We start from the raw sequence: 17,802 nt of genomic DNA, 5'->3' as shown, positions 1-17,802 counted from the left end.
GCATATGTATTATAAACCAACATCGCGGAAAAAGAAAATAAAGCCCTGCTCCGCTTCGGCATCATTCTTTTGTTGTCATGTTTAAAAAAGGACAGGCATACCTTTAAAAAAGAATCATTACGATTAGCTATTTCAGGATGGAGGATAAGCGATGTTTCGTTCACTTAACAGTTATTTAATCGACTTTACCGGGCTTGTCGTCATTGGTGTTTTGATATGCCTTGTAACTGCCGGCGGATCGTTCGCCGCAGGCCTCCCCTTCCAGATTCCTGCTTCCGTTCAGCAGCTGAATACGATTTTCATCAGCATTTTAATCGAAGCTCTTCCCTTTGTGTTAATCGGGGTATTGATCGCCTGTTTCATCCAGATCTTTGTGACTGAAGAGCACATTCGCTCGCTTTTTCCGAAAAACAGGTTTTCAGGAGTCATTGTCAGCTGTTTGCTGGGCGCTTGTTTTCCGGCTTGCGAATGCGGAATTGTCCCGATCGTGAGAAGGCTCGTCTCAAAAGGCGTTCCCATCTACGCCGGTGTCGGCTTTCTGTTGACAGGTCCGCTGATCAATCCGATTGTCATCTTATCCACTTTTATGGCATTTGGCAATGATTTGCGAATGGCCGTTTTAAGGGTTGCTGTCGGTTTTGCCGCAGCGGTCATCATCGCTTTTGCGATCAGCATGATGTTCCGCTCCAGCCAGCTGAAAACGGAAAGCCGCAAGACAGCTGCACACTGCACCCATCCCGGCAGACAATCCCTTTTTACGGAAAAGCTATTTGATATGCTAAAACATGCTGTTGACGAATTCTTTGATATGGGGAGGTTTCTGATTATCGGCGCTTTAGTTGCCGCACTTGTGCAAACCTACCTCCCGTTAAAATCGCTGTTTCTGTTCGGAGGGGGCATGCTCGACTCGGCATTGGTCATGATGGGACTGGCTTACTTTTTATCACTGTGCTCTGAAGCGGATGCATTTATCGGCGCTTCCTTTACCAATTTGTTTCCATTCTCATCAATCCTTGCTTTTCTCGTATACGGACCGATGCTCGATTTAAAAAATACGGTCATGATGCTGCATGCGTTTAAGCCGAAGTTCGTCATTTGTTTGTCTGTTCTGATCACAGTTGTTGTCTATGGTTGTATCAAATTTGTCAGTTTGCTGTAGAAAGGAGGTTTTACCAATGGTTTTTCAGCCTCGGCAATTTTTGCGCGCCCTCGTGTTGGCGGCTTTTTCCGTCTTGATTTTCAAGCTCCATTACACAGGGGAAATTGATAAGCTGATCAATCCGAAATACGATTACACAAGCCTCATCGCCGCAGGTGTGTTTGCGTTTCTGTTTATCATTCAGCTGACAAGGATCTGGACGGTGAAGGATGACCACACTGGAGATTGCGGCTGCGGACATGATCATGGCGAGTCAAAACCTTTTTTCATCAGACTGATGCATAATGGCATAATCGCTCTTCCCCTTATCACCGGATTCACCCTTGCCCCGGCTGTACTGAATTCGTCTGTCGCCGCCAAAAAAGGGACGATGCTCACCAAAACGGAGATCGCCCCTCAAACCGAAGGCGAAAAGGAACATGTCATGACACCGGAGATTCAGCAGGGGCTCGCCGATTCAGCAATGCCGAAGTCGGCGTATGACCGGAAGATGGAGCAATTTAAACATGAAAAGCGAATTGTCATGAATGACGATATGTTTGCAGACTATTATGATGAAGTGACAAGCCGTCTTGATCATTACATTGGAAAGGAGATCACGGTCAAAGGCTTCGTCCATAAGGAAGCGGGGCTGAGCGCACGCCAGCTCGTGCTGTCCCGATTTATGATCACGCACTGCATCGCAGACGCCAGCCTGATCGGGTTTCTCGCCGAATGGAACGGCGCAGAACAATTGCAGCCTGATACATGGATTGAATTGGAAGGTACGCTCGGCAAAGCATCTTATAACGGCGCTGTCATCCCGATCATCCGCACGAAACGATGGAAGGAGATCAGCGAGCCGGAGCAGCCGTATGTCTACCCGGCCGCAATCAATATGACAGAATAAAGACGACTTTCTCCTGGATAAATAGCGGGGCGTTTAGTCATCCTATTTTTTGAGGAAGGAGGTCATAAATGATGGGCAAAAAACAGCGAAACAGAGTCACCGGACTGAAAAAGAACAACCACATCCCGACAAAGGACGTCATTGCGGCAGAGGATGCACACGAAAAGGAATTCAGCGCCAGAAAACGAAAGAATACAACATAAAAAAACTGCGGACAGCGCTTCCGCAGTTTTTCTGCCTTACGATGACTGCAGCAAAATGCGGTTGATTTTGCTCCATCCCGTAGACAGCAGTTTATAATAGGTTTTTCCCTTTCTTCCTTCATCGATTAAAACGATGTCGCCTGTTGCAAGGAATCTCGCCTTATAATCATTCGGCACCGTGTCATAAACATTGAAAGTGGAAAATGTCCGCTCCAGCACATCTTCATGGGTTCTGCCGTTTATTTCCGTTCTGTAAACCATTTCATATCCCTTATCTTCACCAAAGCAAGGCGTTTGAAAAATCGTCACATCATAAAGTGTCAGCTTCTTTTTAAACAGTTGAAACATTAACGGCAATACAGATCCCTCCTTTTTTTATACAATTGGCGCTTCGCGGCTCAATCCCTTTGACTACTTTTGTCGAACAAGCGGGTACTTTTCGCCAATTTTTTTGAAGATGAAAAACAGCGCCAGACCGAGAGAAAATCCTGAGATGACATCTGTCATATAATGAACGCCAAGATACATGCGGCTAATGCCGATGAGTCCGACGATAAGGCCTGTCCACATGTAAAGTGCGCGGCTGCGTTGTTGAAAAAAAGGAATGCAGAGCAAAAGGAGATATGCGATAAACGGATATATGCTCGCCGCATTCATTGAATGGCCGCTCGGAAAGCTGTGTGACGGTTCGTGCACGAGCGGGTTTATCGCAGGGCGCTCTCTGGCAATCCAGCCTTTTAAAACTTCATTGGCCGTTCTCTCAACAAAAAATAATAAATAAAGATACAGTGATGCCGCTGCTTTTTTATAGACGGCAAGTACCAAAGTTAAAGCAAGCATCAGCGGCAGCATGAAGCCGCTTGATCCAAGCTCTGTCACCGCCTTAAAAAACGCTGTGAGAACCGGGTGTCTGACAGATTCGAGAGCTTGTATCACGCTCACATCAAACGATTGAACCGCCGGGATGCGGATAAGAATGGCCATGATTGCAAAGACAGCGGCTGAAAATAGTGCTTTATACATTGAAAAAATCAGTGCCTCCTTGTCATTGTTTTTAAACATTTTACACCCGGCTCCCCCGCCGGGCAAATATATAAGAAAAACCGGAGCAGTTGCGCCCCGGTTCCCTTTTTTCAATCCTCTATATGCTCATCTATCATACATTTTGCAATCAGATAATCAAAGGTGATATCGGCAATTTCGAACAGTTCGTCCTCGCTCGGTATGTAGCCTCTTCTTGTCAGCTCTAGATAAAAAAAATCAGCGATTTCTTCTGTATCTATCATCAGTTCAATTTCTTTCATTGTGATCGCCTCCTTATTCTGATGTATGAGCTGGCATCCGGTTTTATAACCGGTTTGTCATAATGTTTGTCCTCTGTCATATACATGTCGTAACAAGACAAAAGCCGGAAGGGGAAAGAAAATGATCCAAAAAACGCTTGAAGCAATTGACGGAGAAGGGTTTGACCTGGTGTTGGGGAAGGTCTTGAAAGCCATGTTCGGCCTGATTGTGTTCGGCTGTTTTCCTTACTTTTTATATTTGTTGTTTATCATTTGAAATATTCTTTCAGGCTGCTTAACACAAACTCCATCATTTCTTTATATTCCGCATCCTGAAACATTTCATACAATACTTTATAGTCATTGTAAATATCAAGCAGCTCATCCACGACAGCAACAGCCATGTTGCGCTCATGTTCCTGCTCCTCGGGATCCCCCGCAAATGGCAGAAACACCTTTTCAGATATCGGTTCATCAAGCTCTTGTCCGGCTTCGCCGACATAATGAACAAACAGAAGCTGATGGACGAACTGGTCCATTTCGTAAGTTCTGAGGACGAGCGTTAAATCTTCTTCTTCGGTTTCAAGCCATTCCCCGTCTTTCAAACGGGTCAGCTCGTAAATGATATCTTCCCAGCCATCCTCCACATATCTCCAAATTTCCGTTCTGTGCCCGGTGATTTTAAACAATTCTTTACCGTAATCTTTTACATAGACGACATCCCCGATTAAAAATTCATATTCGATGTCAAGCTTTTCCGTATCGACAATGACCCCGTCATAATCTTTGTAGAGCTGAAGAGAAGTCTCAAAATAAAGCACTTCATTATGATTGACTTCATACAAAAAATGCTTATCGATTTTATGAACTTTTGTAATCGTTCCGACCGTCCCGTACATCACGACAACGACAACATCCCCGACTTTGAATTTAGGCGCGTTTGACTTCATATTTGGATTCCCCCTTGCCTTAAAGCTTCCGTGTTACGCTTATCGTATGCTGAGCGCTGTTAATTCGCATGGGCTAAGGTTCCAAAGCCCGATGAGTTTTCCGAAAAGCCCAGCCGGCCCGGGAGAACGCAAAAAAATCCGCAGTTCTGAATAACTGCGGATTTTTTATCGCTTTGTTTCCGAAATATATTGCTCCCAAGCCTCATCAAATGTCGTCATTGACGATAAATAATCCCCATTAAGCTCAAGGTAAGAGCTGATTTCATCGTAATGAGTTGATGTCTTGGGAAATCCGTGATCAAGATAAGCGTGGTTCGCAAATTCACTGATCGCGTCCTTCGGTTTCGGATGGCGGTATTTCATTAAATAATGGTAAAAAGACTTCACGGTCTCCCCTCCTGTCCTCTTTTGATGTTCTATTATACAGGGCGTCTGAAAAAATACAAACAAAAAAAGCCGGCAAAAAGCCGGCTTCATGAAGAAAAATCAAAGTAATTGCGCTTCAATATGCGCTCTGTTTTCATCAGCGCATCATACGAAACGGGCGAAGGCAGTTTTTTTGTATCGATCAAAAGCAGCTGATTTTCAATTTCCCAAGTGACATTGTCCTCCTGATAGACCATGCCGCAGCCTTTGCATTCCACCGCAGGTGTATCGGTGATTTCGATCGCTTTCGTCCCATCAGGAAGCTCCCAATAAACCGCCGTACGGGCTTCCCCGGCTTTTTCTTCGCTGCACCATTCACACCTCTTCATTGCACACGTCCCTCAGCTTCGCCTTCTTTTTTTTGCTGGGCAAGGAATTTCTTTTCTTTCAATTCATCGCGCTTTGCCCGGCGGCTTTTCAATGTTTCATGATCGGGCCTTGTGGAATAGCTCTCCCTTCTTTCAAGCCGTTTTAAGCCTGCCGGTGTGTATGAAAGAGCTTGATCCGCATAGATTGCCGATATGCCGATCTCCTCTTTTTCCTTCATTACATCAGGGAAGATTTCGGCAAAATAGTCGTCCGCTCTTCCCGGAATGTAGTTTTCAGGCTCAGGATAAGACGTAATGACGCCTTCAAAATTGCGGAGCACGACTTTATCGGAGCTTTGCGAAATCAAGTAATTCGGCTGTATGGCGATTTTTCCGCCCCCGCCCGGCGCGTCAACGACAAAGGTAGGCACTGCATAGCCGCTCGTGTGTCCGCGCAAGCCTTCAATGATTTCAAGACCTTTTGAGACAGGCGCTCTGAAATGGCCGATTCCTTCAGACAAATCGCATTGATAAATATAATACGGACGGACTCTGATTTTCACCAAATCATGCATCAGCTTTTTCATAATGGGAACGCTGTCATTTACACCAGCTAAAATCACGGCCTGATTGCCGACCGGCACCCCGGCGTTGACCAGCTTCTCACAGGCTTCCTTTGCTTCCTTCGTGATTTCGATGCTCGTGTTGAAATGCGTATTCAGCCAAACGGGATGATACTTTTTCAAAATGCTGCAAAGCTTGTCGGTAATCCGCTGCGGGAAGACGACCGGGGCTCTCGTGCCGATCCGGATGATTTCCACGTGCGGGATGGCGCGAAGGTTTTTCAAAATATATTCAAGAATTTGATCGTTAATGAGAAGGCCGTCCCCTCCTGAAATCAGGACATCCCTGACATCGGGCGTATCCCGGATATATGCGATCGCCTGATCGAGCTGCTTTTTCGGCACGCCCATGCCGATTTGTCCGGAAAAACGCCGCCTTGTACAGTATCTGCAGTACATCGAGCATTGATTAGTGACGAGAAACAAAACCCGGTCCGGATATCGGTGAGTTAAGCCGGGGACAGGCGAATCTTCATCCTCATGAAGGGGATCTTCAAGATCGTATTTTGTTTTGTGCATTTCTTCTGCGAGCGGCACCGACTGCATTCTGATCGGACAGCGCGGATCATCCGGATCCATCAGTGAAGCGTAATACGGCGTAATATTTAAAGGGATCGTCTTTGTGGAGATTCGCACCCCTTCTTCTTCCTCTTTCGTCAGATTGACGACTTTTTTCAAATCGTCAAGCGTTCTGACGGTGTTGGTCAGTTGCCAGATCCAGTCGTTCCATTTTTCTTCGGGAACATCTTTCCAAAGCTCAATATCTTTCCAGTGCCTTTTCGGCTGAAACAGACCGTTTTCCATCTTTCATCCCCCTATCAGCATTTTCCCTATACTTTTCAGGTTATGTGACTGGTATGAAAAGTGTCTCTTCAAATGTAAAACCAGCGGAAGACCGCTTTTTAAGTGCGGCTTAAATTTTTGCACCAGATGTTCATGTTCTCCATGCTTTTATAAATGAGGCAGTTGTTCAATAGCCGGCCCCTGTATGAGTATGATAAATGATAAAGACTGGCGTTCATCCCGAAAGAAGCCGCTCTTGCGATTGAAAAAACGTAAAAGATACCCGCTTGTTTCAAATCGGTTTCGAGTGCGGCAATCAGCCGTCTCGTCAATGAAAAGCCCCTGTATTCCGGCAGGACGGCGCAGTCGGTTATTTCCGCATTCCCCAAAACGGGATTCACGTCTGCACCTGCTGATGCAATCACTTTTTCCCCGTCAAAAGCGAGATAGTAAACGGCCCCTTTCCCCATCGTTTCCTTAAGATATGCCGGATCTGAAACAGGCGCGGGGTATACAGGAAAGACGCAGTTGTAGAGATCGGCGAGACCAGGCGCATCACTTGGGGCGGCCCGCCTGATTTGAAAGGAAGCGTTTTGGGCCTCCGCGATGCGGGGAGTGGTGAACAGCTCTGTCAGCATTTGATCCTGTGCAAGCCAGTCAGCGGTTTTTCGCCTGTCTTCTTTCACATATTTTACGAACACGTCAGCATCATGCCCGTTAAAGTAGCCGTCAATTTTCCCTTCCGGTTCAAACGTCCGCTCAAGCAAAACGTTTCTGTCAGTCGTTTTGGTAAAAACGATCATTTTCCCTATGCCGTGTTTTTTTGCTTCTTTCAATATGGCGGGAAAAAATGAACAGACATCGCCTTCATAATTGATGATTCTGATTCTTTTACTGAACAAGTCGACATCCACTTCAAGCGTACAGCTGTCATTGCTCCATTTTTCCACCATATTTAACCTCCAAAACAGCTGATCTTTTCACCGTTCATAATCACACCAATTCATAATAAACAAGCTGATGATTTTGGCTGACTGGATCAGAGCTTCTTTTTCAATGTATTCATTTGCCTGGTGAGCCATTTTCGTTTCTCCCGGTCCGAAGACGATGACAGGGGTGCCTCCGGCGTGTGACAATATTCCGCCGTCTGTCGCCCACGGGGAAGCTTCGATTAGAGGATCTTTTGCCGTGATGGTTTGATAGGCGGATTTCAGTACTTTCGTCAGTTCATGGTCTTCAGCCAAATCGTTTGGGAGCCACATGGCGCCGAACCATTCTATGTCAACAGGGTAGTGTTTAAACCATTCATCATGGTATTGAAGATCATTGAGCCAGTTTTCAAACTCGGACTGGACGGCTTCAGGAGATTCGTTCGGAGCGATTCCGCACCTTCCTTCCAATGTCACCGTGTCGGCGACCGATGAAGGCCATGCGCCTCCGTTGATCGTGCCGATGTTAATCGGAACCGGAATCGGGATATTGTCATACAAAGAATCTGTTATTCTCTTATTCCTGACCTGTTCAAGCTGGCGGAGCGACTGGATGACAAGCATGCTTTTTTCAATGGCGCTGACACCTTCATATCTTGTGCCGCCGTGTGCAGAAAGCCCTTTGACCGTGATTCTGAACCACATCGATCCCTGCTGCTTAATAAACATTTTCATATTTGTCGGCTCGGGAATCAAAGCGCCGTCCGCCTTGTAGCCCCTCATGACGGCCGCCAGCGTCCCGGCTCCGCCACACTCCTCGTCTACGACACTTTGAAACATCAGGTCTCCTTTTAATTGAACCCCGCATTGCTCCAGCGCTTCCATCGCGATTAAAAGAGCCGTATTGCCGCCTTTCATGTCAGTTGTGCCTCGGCCGTATATCCGTCCTTGCTTCATGACCGGCTGAAACGGCTCCGTCTCCCAGTCTTTTCTGTTTCCTTCAGGTACGACATCGATATGTCCGTTTAAGATCAGCGATTTCCCGCCGCCCTTTCCTCTTTTGACAGCCGCAATATTCGGGCTTTCTTTAAAGCTTGTTCTGTCTGATTTAAACAGCGGGTGCTGTTCCAATTGCTTCATGCTCGGCTCCCAGACATCGATTTCAGCTTCGAATTGCCTCAGTTTCTCCAGGACGACAGCTTGGGCGGTAAATTCACTGCCCATTGTGCTTTTTTCTCCGACAAGTTTTTTCAAAAGGCGAACCGCTTTTTTCTCGTGCGAATCGATCCAATCGCACACCTTTCTCTCTATGTTCTCCATCCAATTCCTCCTCTTACGAAAGCGGCAGTTCGATCCGGACATTTCCATCCGTCAGCCGCAGCACATCATCAAGATCCTCTTCATTCATCAGCTCTTTTAATACAAAGCCGCCGCTGTCAATGGTGATCACGGCTTTTTCTGTAATCACCATGTCAACGCAGCCTTTTGCTGTCAGTGGCAGAGTGCAGTCGGCGACAAGTTTGGGTGCGCCGTTTTTATCGGTATGGCTCATCACGACAATGACTTTTTTCGCCTTTTGGGCAAGCTCCATCGCCCCCCCCATTCCAGGAACCTTTTTGCCGGGGACGATCCAGTTGGCCAGGTCCCCTGACTGGCTGACCTGCAGAGAACCAAGAATCGTGACATCAATCGCGCCCTTTCTGATCATGCCGAACGACAGAGCTGAATCAAAATAAGAAGCGCCTTTTACTACGGTGACAGGCCAGCCTGCCGCATTGCAAAGATTCTCATCTTCCCTTCCTTTTTCAGGCGACTCGCCGATACCGAGAAGCCCGTTTTCAGATTGGATCATAACGGAAGTGCCCGGGTCTAAAAAATTGGGAACTAAAGACGGAATGCCGATGCCCAGGTTGACAATCATTCCGCTTTTGATTTCGCGGGCCGCCCGTTTTGCAATTCTCTCCCGCTCTATGACTCCCAAACCCATCTCCAGTTCACCCCTTCCGTTTCAGCGACACCTTCGACAAAAACACCGGGTGTAACAATTTCTTCTTCATCGAGATCCCCAAGGGGAACGATCCGCTCTACTTCGGCAAATGTCCGATCAGCAGCCATCGCCATAAGCGGGTTCATGTTACGCGCCGTTTTGTCGTAAATGATATTGCCGAATTCATCGGCGGTTTTCCCATAAATAAAAGCGTATTCCGCACTCAGCGCTTCTTCGGCAAGGTATGCGCGACCATTCAAAGAAACGATCTTCTTTCCTTGACGCACCATGTCATTATCGATCCCAATATCGGTTAATATGCCGCCAAGACCTGTGCCGCCCGCACGGATTCTTTCTGCGAGCGTCCCTTGCGGTGAAAATTCAACGGCGAGAAAACCGTCAGTCATTTGTTTTCCCGCAACAGGATTTGATCCGATATGGGAAGCGATCAGCCGCCTTACGCGGTTATTGACGATTAATGGACCGATGCCGATGCCGGGAAAGCCTGCATCATTGCATATGACCGTTAAATTTTTTACGCCTTTTTTCAAAATCGCACTGATGAAAGAAGGCGGTGAACCGACTCCCCCAAATCCGCCAAACATGACGGTCGCTTCGTCTTTCAAATCAGCAATCGCATCTTCAACAGCAATACGTTTGTTCAGCACCGTCATCTTTCGCGTATCACCTTTTCTGCTTGTTTTTCAGTCTCGTGTACGGCATGTTTAAATATATGAATGAGCTCTTCCAGCTCTTGATCCGATATCGTAAGGGGCGGTGCAATGATGACCGCATCTCCCCCGCCGCCGTCAATACCCGCCTGGGACGGATAAAGAAGCAGGCCTCTTTTTTTCGCTTCGGAAATGACGAGAGCCGACACCGGCATTGATGAAGGAAATGTCTTTTTGCTTTTTCGATCGGCGACAAATTCAATCCCGAGAAGAAGCCCCTTGCCCCGAACGTCGCCAATGATGCTCGACTGTTTCATGACTTCTTTCAGCATCTTTTTCAGCTTTTCCCCTTTTATCCCGGCTTGTTTGACAAGATCGTGCTTCAACATGTAGCGGAGAACGGCGAGCGCCGCACGGGCTGAAAAAGGGTTCCCGCTGTACGTATGTCCGCTCATGATGACTCCTGAGCCGTTTTTGACCGTTTCCATGATGTCATCGGATATGACCGCTGCGGCAATCGGTGAATACCCTGCGCTCATCCCTTTGCCAAGTACGGCAATATCCGGGGTCACACCCCAATGTTCAATCGCCAGCAACCGGCCGGTTCTTCCCATCCCGCTCATGACTTCATCCGCGATAAAAAGAATTTCATTTTCTTCGCAAATCTCTTTTACTTTTTTGTAATATCCATCAGGCGCTGTTATGGCTGCTCCAGCAGCCCCGATGACGGGTTCGGCCACGAAGCCCGCGATGAATTGCTTGCCGATCCGTTTAACGGCGAGCTCGATTTCTTTCACGCACGCTTCCTGGCATTCGGGATGAGAAAGCCGGCACCTGTAGCAGTTTGGCGCGGAAGCGGCGGGATACTTGTGCAGCATGTGCGTAAACCTGTAGCGGCGCTCATAAAACCCCGACAGCGACAGGGCTCCGTTTGTAATTCCGTGATAGCTGTTCCATCTTGAAAGGAAAATCGTTTTGTCGTTTTGTCCTTTTTCTTGCCAGTATTGAACGGCGATTTTCATGGCGGTTTCAACAGCTTCCGACCCGCTGTTGACAAAAAAAGACCAATTCAGATCACCCGGCAGCCATTCAGCGAGAAGTTCGGCAAGCTGTTCAGCCGGTTCACTCGTAAACTGTGAACGGTAGACAAATGAAACGGCATCAAGCTGTTCTTTGAGAGTCGCAATCACTTCTTGTACACCGTGCCCGAGATTGCAGGTAACAGCCCCTGAACAACCGTCAAGGTACCGCTTTCCGGAATTGTCGACAATCCAGCTTCCTTTTGCATACTGAACGACCGGATAACTTCCATGCAAATCCGGCTTAATCAAAAACGACATAAAAACTCCCCCCTTCCCCAATGAGAGGTTTTTCTTTACATTATATGAATGGGGAAAAGGCGGCATTCTCTTTTCAAGCGGAAATGGTTGATTTCGGAGCGATCGCCGTTAGTTGTAAACAAAAAAAAATAAAAGGACATGTCCTTTTATTTTTCCAGGCGCGCTTATTCACATTGACGTTTTGTCCTGCAAAGCAACTGTTTCCTTCGTCTGTTTTTCCCATAAATAAAATGATCTCATCATCGAAAACGCAGCAAACGGCGCGGGCAGTGCGACGATGAGAAATAAATATTCGGGACTGACGGCATCCGACAACATCCCCGCGGCCGCATAGCCGAGCGGCATAAAAGAGCTGTTGACCGCAAAAAAAGAGCCCAGCGACCTGCCTCTGTTTTCACCTTCCGTTACCCTTTGCAAGTAACCTTCAATATAGATGTTGACTACGCCGCTGATCATTCCAATGACGATCAAAATTGCGGCGCCGAGCACGACATGATTAATCCAGCCGAGAGGCGACAAAAGCAGGCCGAAAATCAGCATTAAAGCGGGCACAGCTGCTTTTGCGTGCTCCGGTTTTGCGATAAAGGACAAGAAAAGCGCCGCAGACAGTGTCCCGCACGCCCAAAATGATTGAAAAGCGCCGCCCAGCCAAGCCTGATCTTTTAATAATAGCGAAGTCCAAATGACGATATATATTGGAAAACCGCTGAATACAAGCTGCTGTATGCTCGTCCCATACAACAAATACTTGAGCGGCTTATTTTGAAACAAGCTTGTAAAACCGCTGAACAACTGTTTGTTTGTAAAAGGAATACGCTTTTGGCTGCCCCTTTTATCTTTGATTCTCCACTCCAAAAAGATGGACAGGAAGGAGAGGCTTCCGCACAGCACCCATAACCAGCCGAAATGCAGAAAGGAAAACAGAACCCCTGTGACAAGCGGAACGATCACTTGGATGAGCTGTGTGATCACTTCTTGAAATGCGATTCCTTTTTCAATTTGTTCTTTTCTCAGTGTATCCGGCAAGAGCGATCTTGCAGCAGGTTCGATTGCGGTTAAACATGCCGATACAATCACCCTTGCAACCGCCAGTAACATCACTGAACTCATGCCTGACAGCGACAAAAATCCGATTATTAAAAATACAGTTGAAATGATCATATCTGAAGCCGCAATCAATTTCCCCCTGTGAAACCTGTCGGAAAGCCAGCCTGTAAACGGCGATATCAAAATTGAGACAGTCAGCCCGATGCCGATCACGACGCTTCCCGAAAGGGCGCTTCCGGTTTCAGATAGAGACCACCATACCAATGAATAATAGAAAAAAACCGAACTAAAGAGCGATAAAAATGTTCCAGACCACAGTCTGAAAAAGTCCCCTTTTATGACCCAAGCATATTTCAAAGTTACTCCCCCGTTTGTCCGATATTTCCATATCGTAATCATTTTACATATATATGTAAAAATTTACAACAAAAAACCTTCCGGATGGAAGGCTTTGTGAGCATGTCAAGCGACCGGGCGTTGGGCTTTTAGCTAGCAAATGAAAGCCGCACCAACAATGATGAGCAAAATAAAGAGGACAACGATGAGCACAAATGTGTTTCTGCCGTGAAACCCGTAGCCGTATCCTCCAGTAGGACAGCAATAATGGGAGTAATGCACAGGCTTATCATCCTTTCGTATAAAGTCTACACCCCAGCCTATGCAGGCCAAGTCCCAATTGGTATGTGCACCTGCCTACTTTATTCGAACAAATATTTAAATATCGTTGTGAGCTTTTCCTCCTGCTGAAAACCCAGCTTTTCATAAAACGTTTTCACCTGATCGCTTCCCGAAGTCACAAGATAGCACGATTCCATGCCAGATTGTTTGGCAGCGGCGAGCATCTGCTTGATAAGGCCCGATCCATAGCCTTTCCGCTGGTAAGGCTCCAAAATGGCGACTTCTTCGATTTTAGCAACGTTTTCATCCTGATCGAGATAAAGCTCGGCACATCCAATCGGTTCACCTTCTTCCGAGTAGCAGACACACAGCTGAATGATGCCTTCCTCGTAAAAAGGATATTTGCGCAGCAGCTTTTCCTTCGCAAACGTTTCATTGATCGACAACGAATCATAAGCCTGCATGATGCGACAGCCGTCAATGAGCGATTTCTTCGTCCCCCATTCTGCCAGCACACCAGGGGAATCTTCTTTCCAATCTGCAAGCCTGATGGAATAAAACAATTCTTCATCAAGAATATATCCAAGGTCAAAGAGCGACTTTTTCATCGTAAAAGGGAGATCGCGGTTAAAAGAGCTTTTCACATGAACATAATTTCGTTTTAAAATTTCGGGTACCCGAACGAGCAGGGAGTACAGCTCTGTCAGCGGAAATTCGTCCTGCAGCTGCAGAAAATGAGATGAAAACATTTGCGGGATCTGGTCATCTGTGTATATATGATAATGCGGCTCAATTTTTTTGCTGCATGTCAGCATTAAATAACGATCTTCTGTGATTGAAATGGATGTCACAACGGCTGCCTCTTTTCTCAAGATGTTCTATCATTATGTTTTTCGCTTTCAGAGCAGAAAATCCTCTAAAAAGATGACTCTTTGAAAGAAAGGATTATCTACTCCGGATTCCTTTCACATTCTTTCATAGACGAGTTTCTTCCACATGATATGGAAGTTCATAAACCGCTTTAAATTAACATTTTTCCTTGTTTGTCTTTCTTGGGATGTTAACGGATTTTTCGTAACATGTTTCAAATTTTTATTGTATGCTGGGTATCCTCGCGGCAGTCTTCATGCCGCTTTACTTTATCAATAGAAACTATTCGACTTTTTAGTTCGGAGTATACAATTCTAAATTCGGAGATGAAAAAGCCCTCTTTGCTTTGGGAGAGCAAAGAGGGCAAACCATTGGTTATTTATTATACTAAGATGCACGACAAGCGCCTTTAAGACCTATTTTTCACGTTCAAACAGCTTGACATATTCGCCGTACCCTTCTTTTTCAAGGTCATCCTTCGGCACAAACCGGAGGGCTGCTGAATTGATGCAATAGCGCAGGCCGTCCGGTCCGGGCCCGTCCGGAAACACGTGTCCAAGATGGGAATCGGCAGATTTGCTTCTCACTTCAGTCCGAACCATGCCGTGTGAAGTGTCAAGTTTTTCTTCGATCTCCCCGGTATCGACCGGTTTTGTGAAGCTTGGCCAGCCGCAGTGTGCGTCAAATTTGTCAAGCGATGAAAACAGCGGTTTTCCCGACACGATATCGACATAGATTCCGTCTTCGCGCAGATCCCAGTATTCGTTTTGGAATGGAGGCTCCGTCCCGTTTTTCTGCGTCACTTCATACTGCATCCGGGTCAGCTGTTTCAGCCGTTCTTCTTTATTGTTCGTCATGCTTTCGCCCCCAATGCTGTTGTAAAAATCCTTCTCTTCCGCTTCCGATCCGGTACTGTGTGTAGCGTGCAGGATGCTTTTTATGATAGTCCTGATGATATTCTTCAGCCGGATAAAATGGCCCGGCTTCCAGAATGTCGGTCGCGACCGGATCTTTAAAGATGCCGCTTTCTTCAAGCTTTTTCTTCGATTCCTCAGCGAGTTTCCGCTGCTTATTATTGTGGTAAAAAATCGCTGTCCGATAAGACTCGCCTCGGTCTGCGAATTGTCCTCCGCTGTCAGTAGGATCGATTTGCTGCCAGTAGAGTTCCAGCAGTTTTTCGTATGAAAACACATCGGGATCAAACGTGATTTGCACCGCTTCCCTATGTCCCGTTGTATTGCTGCAAACCTCTTCATAGGTCGGATTTTCCGTATGACCGCCAGTATAGCCGGATTCGACTTTTATAATGCCCGGCTGTTCGTCAAAAGGCTTAACCATACACCAAAAGCAGCCTCCGGCAAATGTGGCGAGTTCTCGTTTTTCAGCCATCTGTTCTGCCTCCTTCTCTTCAACTTTTGTTGGGAACCATTATATCACAGCATGCTCATTTTTAAGCCCTCTCCCGCTCATCATAAAATCAGCCGCTGCCTAAAAAGAAAAAATGACAATAATATGTCATTGCCATCACCATATTTTAAGAAACAGCAGTATTCATCTATCATTGTCATGGACCGTTGTTCAATTGATGGTCAAATGAACTAAAAATCTTCTGAAACATACACTTGAAAAACGAAAATTATGGTATCATAGTGATATCATGTTCATGAAAAATAATATTCATGCTGATTCGGTCATTCCTTTTTAAAAAAAGCTGAAATTTGCTACTTATATGGAGGGGCGAAATTTTGAAAGTAAGAGAACAAATGATGTATGATATGGAAGCACTGCTTCGCACAGTATTTAAACAGATACGTGATGAAATAAATGAGCTGCTCGAAAAAGAGATGTCCCGCAATGAATTCATGATTCTCCGCCTGCTGAGCGAGCAAGGTCCGAAGAAAGTCACGGAGTTTGCAACGATTTTAGGCGTTTCTGCGAGCCATATCACAGCTGTAACCGATGCGTTGGTTGAAAAAGGCTGGATCACGAGAGTCCGGTCAAAAGAAGACAGACGGATCATCAAAATCCATCTGACAGACGCGGGAAAAGAAATTATCAGATATTTTGAAGAAAAGAAAACGGAATATTATTTCAAGCGGTTCAGCAGCTTCAGTGATGAAGAGCTGAAAACGCTGATTGAACTGTTCAGCAAATTGGACAAAAAACGGGAACAGCGCTAATCGGGTTTTACATAAATTGGCCCGAATCTGTGCACCTTAAATTAAAAAAAGAGGTGTACTGACTTATGACAGCTCCTTATCTTTGTCCTAACTGCAAAACAAACCGAACACGGTTTAACTTAATCGAACAATCCCCGATATCCGTCAAGATTGATCCTGCAACAGGGGAGATCATGGAAACGTATTCAGATGAAGAGCTTTCTCCATTTCACCTGCCGTACAGCGGCCCTGCCATAAAAGTGCAGTGCGGCGCGTGCGGATTAATTGAAGATGAAAAGACTTTTATCAAACTTGCCGAATTCGATAAACGTACCTAACAAAGACAGGATAGATGAACATCGTTTCATCTATCCTTTTTCGTTCAGCTCAAAGTGATGTGCACACCCGGTTTCTCCCAAGGTGTTTAGCCTTGTACAAACATTGGTCGGCTTTTTCAATCAACTCGTCCGTACTGCGATTGACCTCCGGAAATGCTGCAACCCCTATCGAAACGGTAATATGAATCTTTTTAGAATGAGAAATTGAAAAAGTGTGTGTCTCCACTTCCTTGCGTATCCTTTCAGCGATCTCTGCGGCCTGCGAATGGGAACTGTTCGGCAATATGACCGAAAACTCTTCTCCGCCGTTTCTTGATACGATATCTTCCGCACGTGTTGTCTTTTTTAAAATCGTTCCCAGTTCTTTTAAAATCACGTCTCCGTTTGAATGTCCGTATGTATCATTAATCGTTTTGAAATAATCGATATCGATCATAAGCAAAGACAGTTTCTCGTTCTTCTCCATTGCGTTTGAAATTTGAGCATTCCATATTGCATCAAAATGGCGGACATTATTCAATCCCGTTAAATAATCAAGCGACGATTCCTCTTCATATTTTTTTAACAGAAAATGAGATTTTTTCAAATATGAGACGACGTATACTGATGTAAATCCGCCGATAGTAGATAAAATCCAGAACCATATCAATAAAATTTTCACTAAATGGAAATCATGGAGGAGCATCAAGATCACAATTGAAATCGCCACATTGGCAAAAATGACTAAAGCAAATGTCTTTCGATAAGTGTCAGCGTCTTTATCCATGACCCGGAGGATGAGATAATATCCTATGAATATAACGATCATTCCTGTGAGCGCCGTAATCGATGATGTATTTCCCCCGTAAACAAATCTTCCTCCTATAATCAGCAGAGAACAAATAAAGGCCGGAAAGGCGCCCGTAAATAAAAACAAAATCATGACGGGAACATAACGCAAATCAACGATCGTTTCATCGGTTGCCTGGATCGAAAAGAACATGAGCACATTTCCGAGCAACCCTCCCATGACGCCGTCAATCCAATCAAGTTGTTTATTAGTCGCTTTTCGGGAAAAAATATTCCACTTTAGCTGAGTGTAAATAAAGAGCGAAGTGATTAAAATGCACAAATTCAAAAATAAATCGATTAAAAACATGACAAGCCCCCAACACCAAACTCATTTTATATTGTATATATCGTCAATTATTAAGACGTTAAAAGTATTTTTGTTTGTTTG

24 protein-coding genes are annotated in these 17,802 nt (G+C 45.7%); 6 read left to right on the top strand and 18 right to left on the bottom strand.

The window, feature by feature from the left end; all coding sequences use genetic code 11:
• Positions 1-151 precede the first annotated feature (151 nt).
• The 3 genes from QMZ64_RS02035 (at position 152) to QMZ64_RS02025 (ending at position 2,251) form a co-directional block, all read left to right on the top strand.
• Positions 152-1,159, top strand: coding sequence for a permease (locus QMZ64_RS02035; protein WP_265626752.1), 1,008 nt, complete (start codon positions 152-154; stop codon positions 1,157-1,159).
• Positions 1,160-1,175: 16 nt separating this feature from the next.
• On the top strand, positions 1,176-2,048 hold the full coding sequence (locus tag QMZ64_RS02030) for a TIGR03943 family putative permease subunit (protein WP_265626749.1): 873 nt from the start codon (positions 1,176-1,178) through the stop codon (positions 2,046-2,048).
• A 71-nt stretch (positions 2,049-2,119) separates the two neighbouring features.
• Positions 2,120-2,251 (top strand): hypothetical protein, encoded by a 132-nt coding sequence (locus QMZ64_RS02025; RefSeq protein WP_023857374.1) that lies wholly within the window; start codon positions 2,120-2,122, stop codon positions 2,249-2,251.
• Between the two features lie 36 nt (positions 2,252-2,287).
• On the opposite strand, the gene QMZ64_RS02020 is transcribed toward QMZ64_RS02025, so the two are convergent.
• From QMZ64_RS02020 to QMZ64_RS02010, 3 genes are all read right to left on the bottom strand, one after another.
• On the bottom strand, positions 2,288-2,599 hold the full coding sequence (locus QMZ64_RS02020) for a YodL domain-containing protein (RefSeq protein WP_243941189.1): 312 nt from the start codon (positions 2,597-2,599) through the stop codon (positions 2,288-2,290).
• A 63-nt stretch (positions 2,600-2,662) separates the two neighbouring features.
• Positions 2,663-3,274, bottom strand: a complete 612-nt coding sequence (locus QMZ64_RS02015) for a phosphatase PAP2 family protein (RefSeq protein ID WP_301441108.1) — start codon at positions 3,272-3,274, stop codon at positions 2,663-2,665.
• A gap of 110 nt (positions 3,275-3,384) precedes the next feature.
• A complete protein-coding gene (locus QMZ64_RS02010; RefSeq protein WP_020451846.1) occupies positions 3,385-3,555 on the bottom strand; it encodes a YozD family protein in 171 nt (56 codons plus the stop codon).
• Positions 3,556-3,676: 121 nt separating this feature from the next.
• Between QMZ64_RS02010 and QMZ64_RS02005 the strand changes: the two genes are divergently transcribed.
• Complete coding sequence (locus tag QMZ64_RS02005; RefSeq protein WP_243940926.1) at positions 3,677-3,811, top strand: hypothetical protein; 135 nt, start codon at positions 3,677-3,679, stop codon at positions 3,809-3,811.
• Here QMZ64_RS02005 and QMZ64_RS02000 read toward each other — a convergent pair.
• The 14 genes from QMZ64_RS02000 to msrA all read right to left on the bottom strand — a co-directional run bounded on the left by QMZ64_RS02000 (position 3,804) and on the right by msrA (position 15,475).
• Positions 3,804-4,484: a hypothetical protein gene (locus tag QMZ64_RS02000; RefSeq protein WP_043054349.1), complete on the bottom strand. Its 681-nt coding sequence runs from the start codon at positions 4,482-4,484 to the stop codon at positions 3,804-3,806. The genes QMZ64_RS02005 and QMZ64_RS02000 overlap by 8 nt on opposite strands.
• Positions 4,485-4,649: 165 nt before the next feature.
• Positions 4,650-4,871, bottom strand: a complete 222-nt coding sequence (locus QMZ64_RS01995) for a YozE family protein (protein ID WP_020451849.1) — start codon at positions 4,869-4,871, stop codon at positions 4,650-4,652.
• An 86-nt stretch (positions 4,872-4,957) separates the two neighbouring features.
• On the bottom strand, positions 4,958-5,239 hold the full coding sequence (locus QMZ64_RS01990; protein WP_301441107.1) for a YokU family protein: 282 nt from the start codon (positions 5,237-5,239) through the stop codon (positions 4,958-4,960).
• Entirely contained in the window at positions 5,236-6,645 is a 1,410-nt protein-coding gene (gene kamA / locus QMZ64_RS01985) for a lysine 2,3-aminomutase (RefSeq protein WP_265626739.1), read from the bottom strand. Before kamA ends, QMZ64_RS01990 begins: the two co-directional genes overlap by 4 nt.
• 98 nt (positions 6,646-6,743) lie before the next feature.
• Positions 6,744-7,577: a putative beta-lysine N-acetyltransferase gene (gene ablB, locus QMZ64_RS01980; protein ID WP_301441106.1), complete on the bottom strand. Its 834-nt coding sequence runs from the start codon at positions 7,575-7,577 to the stop codon at positions 6,744-6,746.
• Between the two features lie 27 nt (positions 7,578-7,604).
• Positions 7,605-8,873: a peptidase gene (locus QMZ64_RS01975; protein ID WP_243940936.1), complete on the bottom strand. Its 1,269-nt coding sequence runs from the start codon at positions 8,871-8,873 to the stop codon at positions 7,605-7,607.
• Positions 8,874-8,886: 13 nt separating this feature from the next.
• Positions 8,887-9,540 carry a 3-oxoacid CoA-transferase subunit B gene (locus QMZ64_RS01970; protein WP_243940938.1) on the bottom strand — a complete coding sequence of 218 codons (654 nt, stop codon included), beginning with the start codon at positions 9,538-9,540 and terminating at the stop codon, positions 8,887-8,889.
• The gene (locus QMZ64_RS01965; RefSeq protein WP_265626732.1) at positions 9,522-10,214 is read right to left on the bottom strand and encodes a CoA transferase subunit A; all 693 of its coding nucleotides are present in this window, start codon (positions 10,212-10,214) and stop codon (positions 9,522-9,524) included. Before QMZ64_RS01965 ends, QMZ64_RS01970 begins: the two co-directional genes overlap by 19 nt.
• Entirely contained in the window at positions 10,211-11,551 is a 1,341-nt protein-coding gene (locus QMZ64_RS01960; RefSeq protein WP_265626729.1) for an aspartate aminotransferase family protein, read from the bottom strand. The genes QMZ64_RS01965 and QMZ64_RS01960 overlap by 4 nt, the downstream gene beginning before the upstream one ends.
• Positions 11,552-11,719: 168 nt before the next feature.
• A complete protein-coding gene (locus QMZ64_RS01955) occupies positions 11,720-12,955 on the bottom strand; it encodes an MFS transporter (protein ID WP_265626727.1) in 1,236 nt (411 codons plus the stop codon).
• 132 nt (positions 12,956-13,087) lie between these two features.
• On the bottom strand, positions 13,088-13,216 hold the full coding sequence (locus QMZ64_RS01950; RefSeq protein WP_003182774.1) for a YjcZ family sporulation protein: 129 nt from the start codon (positions 13,214-13,216) through the stop codon (positions 13,088-13,090).
• Positions 13,217-13,296: 80 nt separating this feature from the next.
• Positions 13,297-14,067: a GNAT family N-acetyltransferase gene (locus QMZ64_RS01945; protein WP_265626725.1), complete on the bottom strand. Its 771-nt coding sequence runs from the start codon at positions 14,065-14,067 to the stop codon at positions 13,297-13,299.
• A gap of 435 nt (positions 14,068-14,502) precedes the next feature.
• Complete coding sequence (gene msrB / locus QMZ64_RS01940) at positions 14,503-14,943, bottom strand: peptide-methionine (R)-S-oxide reductase MsrB (RefSeq protein WP_165427271.1); 441 nt, start codon at positions 14,941-14,943, stop codon at positions 14,503-14,505.
• A complete protein-coding gene (msrA, locus tag QMZ64_RS01935; protein WP_265626723.1) occupies positions 14,930-15,475 on the bottom strand; it encodes a peptide-methionine (S)-S-oxide reductase MsrA in 546 nt (181 codons plus the stop codon). Before msrA ends, msrB begins: the two co-directional genes overlap by 14 nt.
• Before the next feature lie 356 nt (positions 15,476-15,831).
• Between msrA and QMZ64_RS01930 the strand changes: the two genes are divergently transcribed.
• The gene (locus QMZ64_RS01930) at positions 15,832-16,266 is read left to right on the top strand and encodes a MarR family transcriptional regulator (RefSeq protein WP_020451863.1); all 435 of its coding nucleotides are present in this window, start codon (positions 15,832-15,834) and stop codon (positions 16,264-16,266) included.
• A gap of 65 nt (positions 16,267-16,331) precedes the next feature.
• Positions 16,332-16,583, top strand: a complete 252-nt coding sequence (locus QMZ64_RS01925) for a DNA alkylation repair protein (RefSeq protein ID WP_065643838.1) — start codon at positions 16,332-16,334, stop codon at positions 16,581-16,583.
• 49 nt (positions 16,584-16,632) lie between these two features.
• Here QMZ64_RS01925 and QMZ64_RS01920 read toward each other — a convergent pair whose 3' ends face one another.
• Entirely contained in the window at positions 16,633-17,721 is a 1,089-nt protein-coding gene (locus QMZ64_RS01920; protein WP_301441105.1) for a diguanylate cyclase, read from the bottom strand.
• Between the last annotated feature and the right edge of the window lie 81 nt (positions 17,722-17,802).

This window comes from Bacillus sp. LB7 (assembly GCF_030449715.1).
Lineage (GTDB): Bacteria > Bacillota > Bacilli > Bacillales > Bacillaceae > Bacillus > Bacillus paralicheniformis.
The sequence above is the reverse complement of the archived record's forward strand: the minus strand, read 5'-3'. Positions and strand labels throughout refer to the sequence as shown.

Coding starts and splice junctions, on each gene's coding strand:
- QMZ64_RS02005 (WP_243940926.1), top strand. CDS start 3,677: ATGATCCAAAAAACGCTTGAAGCAATTGACGGAGAAGGGTTTGACCTG.
- QMZ64_RS02000 (WP_043054349.1), bottom strand. CDS start 4,484: ATGAAGTCAAACGCGCCTAAATTCAAAGTCGGGGATGTTGTCGTTGTC.
- QMZ64_RS01925 (WP_065643838.1), top strand. CDS start 16,332: ATGACAGCTCCTTATCTTTGTCCTAACTGCAAAACAAACCGAACACGG.
- QMZ64_RS01960 (WP_265626729.1), bottom strand. CDS start 11,551: ATGTCGTTTTTGATTAAGCCGGATTTGCATGGAAGTTATCCGGTCGTT.
- QMZ64_RS02030 (WP_265626749.1), top strand. CDS start 1,176: ATGGTTTTTCAGCCTCGGCAATTTTTGCGCGCCCTCGTGTTGGCGGCT.
- QMZ64_RS02035 (WP_265626752.1), top strand. CDS start 152: ATGTTTCGTTCACTTAACAGTTATTTAATCGACTTTACCGGGCTTGTC.
- QMZ64_RS01920 (WP_301441105.1), bottom strand. CDS start 17,721: ATGTTTTTAATCGATTTATTTTTGAATTTGTGCATTTTAATCACTTCG.
- QMZ64_RS01970 (WP_243940938.1), bottom strand. CDS start 9,540: ATGGGTTTGGGAGTCATAGAGCGGGAGAGAATTGCAAAACGGGCGGCC.
- kamA (WP_265626739.1), bottom strand. CDS start 6,645: ATGGAAAACGGTCTGTTTCAGCCGAAAAGGCACTGGAAAGATATTGAG.
- ablB (WP_301441106.1), bottom strand. CDS start 7,577: ATGGTGGAAAAATGGAGCAATGACAGCTGTACGCTTGAAGTGGATGTC.
- QMZ64_RS01965 (WP_265626732.1), bottom strand. CDS start 10,214: ATGACGGTGCTGAACAAACGTATTGCTGTTGAAGATGCGATTGCTGAT.
- QMZ64_RS01990 (WP_301441107.1), bottom strand. CDS start 5,239: ATGAAGAGGTGTGAATGGTGCAGCGAAGAAAAAGCCGGGGAAGCCCGT.
- QMZ64_RS02010 (WP_020451846.1), bottom strand. CDS start 3,555: ATGAAAGAAATTGAACTGATGATAGATACAGAAGAAATCGCTGATTTT.
- QMZ64_RS02020 (WP_243941189.1), bottom strand. CDS start 2,599: ATGTTTCAACTGTTTAAAAAGAAGCTGACACTTTATGATGTGACGATT.
- msrA (WP_265626723.1), bottom strand. CDS start 15,475: ATGGCTGAAAAACGAGAACTCGCCACATTTGCCGGAGGCTGCTTTTGG.
- QMZ64_RS02025 (WP_023857374.1), top strand. CDS start 2,120: ATGGGCAAAAAACAGCGAAACAGAGTCACCGGACTGAAAAAGAACAAC.
- QMZ64_RS01975 (WP_243940936.1), bottom strand. CDS start 8,873: ATGGAGAACATAGAGAGAAAGGTGTGCGATTGGATCGATTCGCACGAG.
- QMZ64_RS02015 (WP_301441108.1), bottom strand. CDS start 3,274: ATGTATAAAGCACTATTTTCAGCCGCTGTCTTTGCAATCATGGCCATT.
- msrB (WP_165427271.1), bottom strand. CDS start 14,943: ATGACGAACAATAAAGAAGAACGGCTGAAACAGCTGACCCGGATGCAG.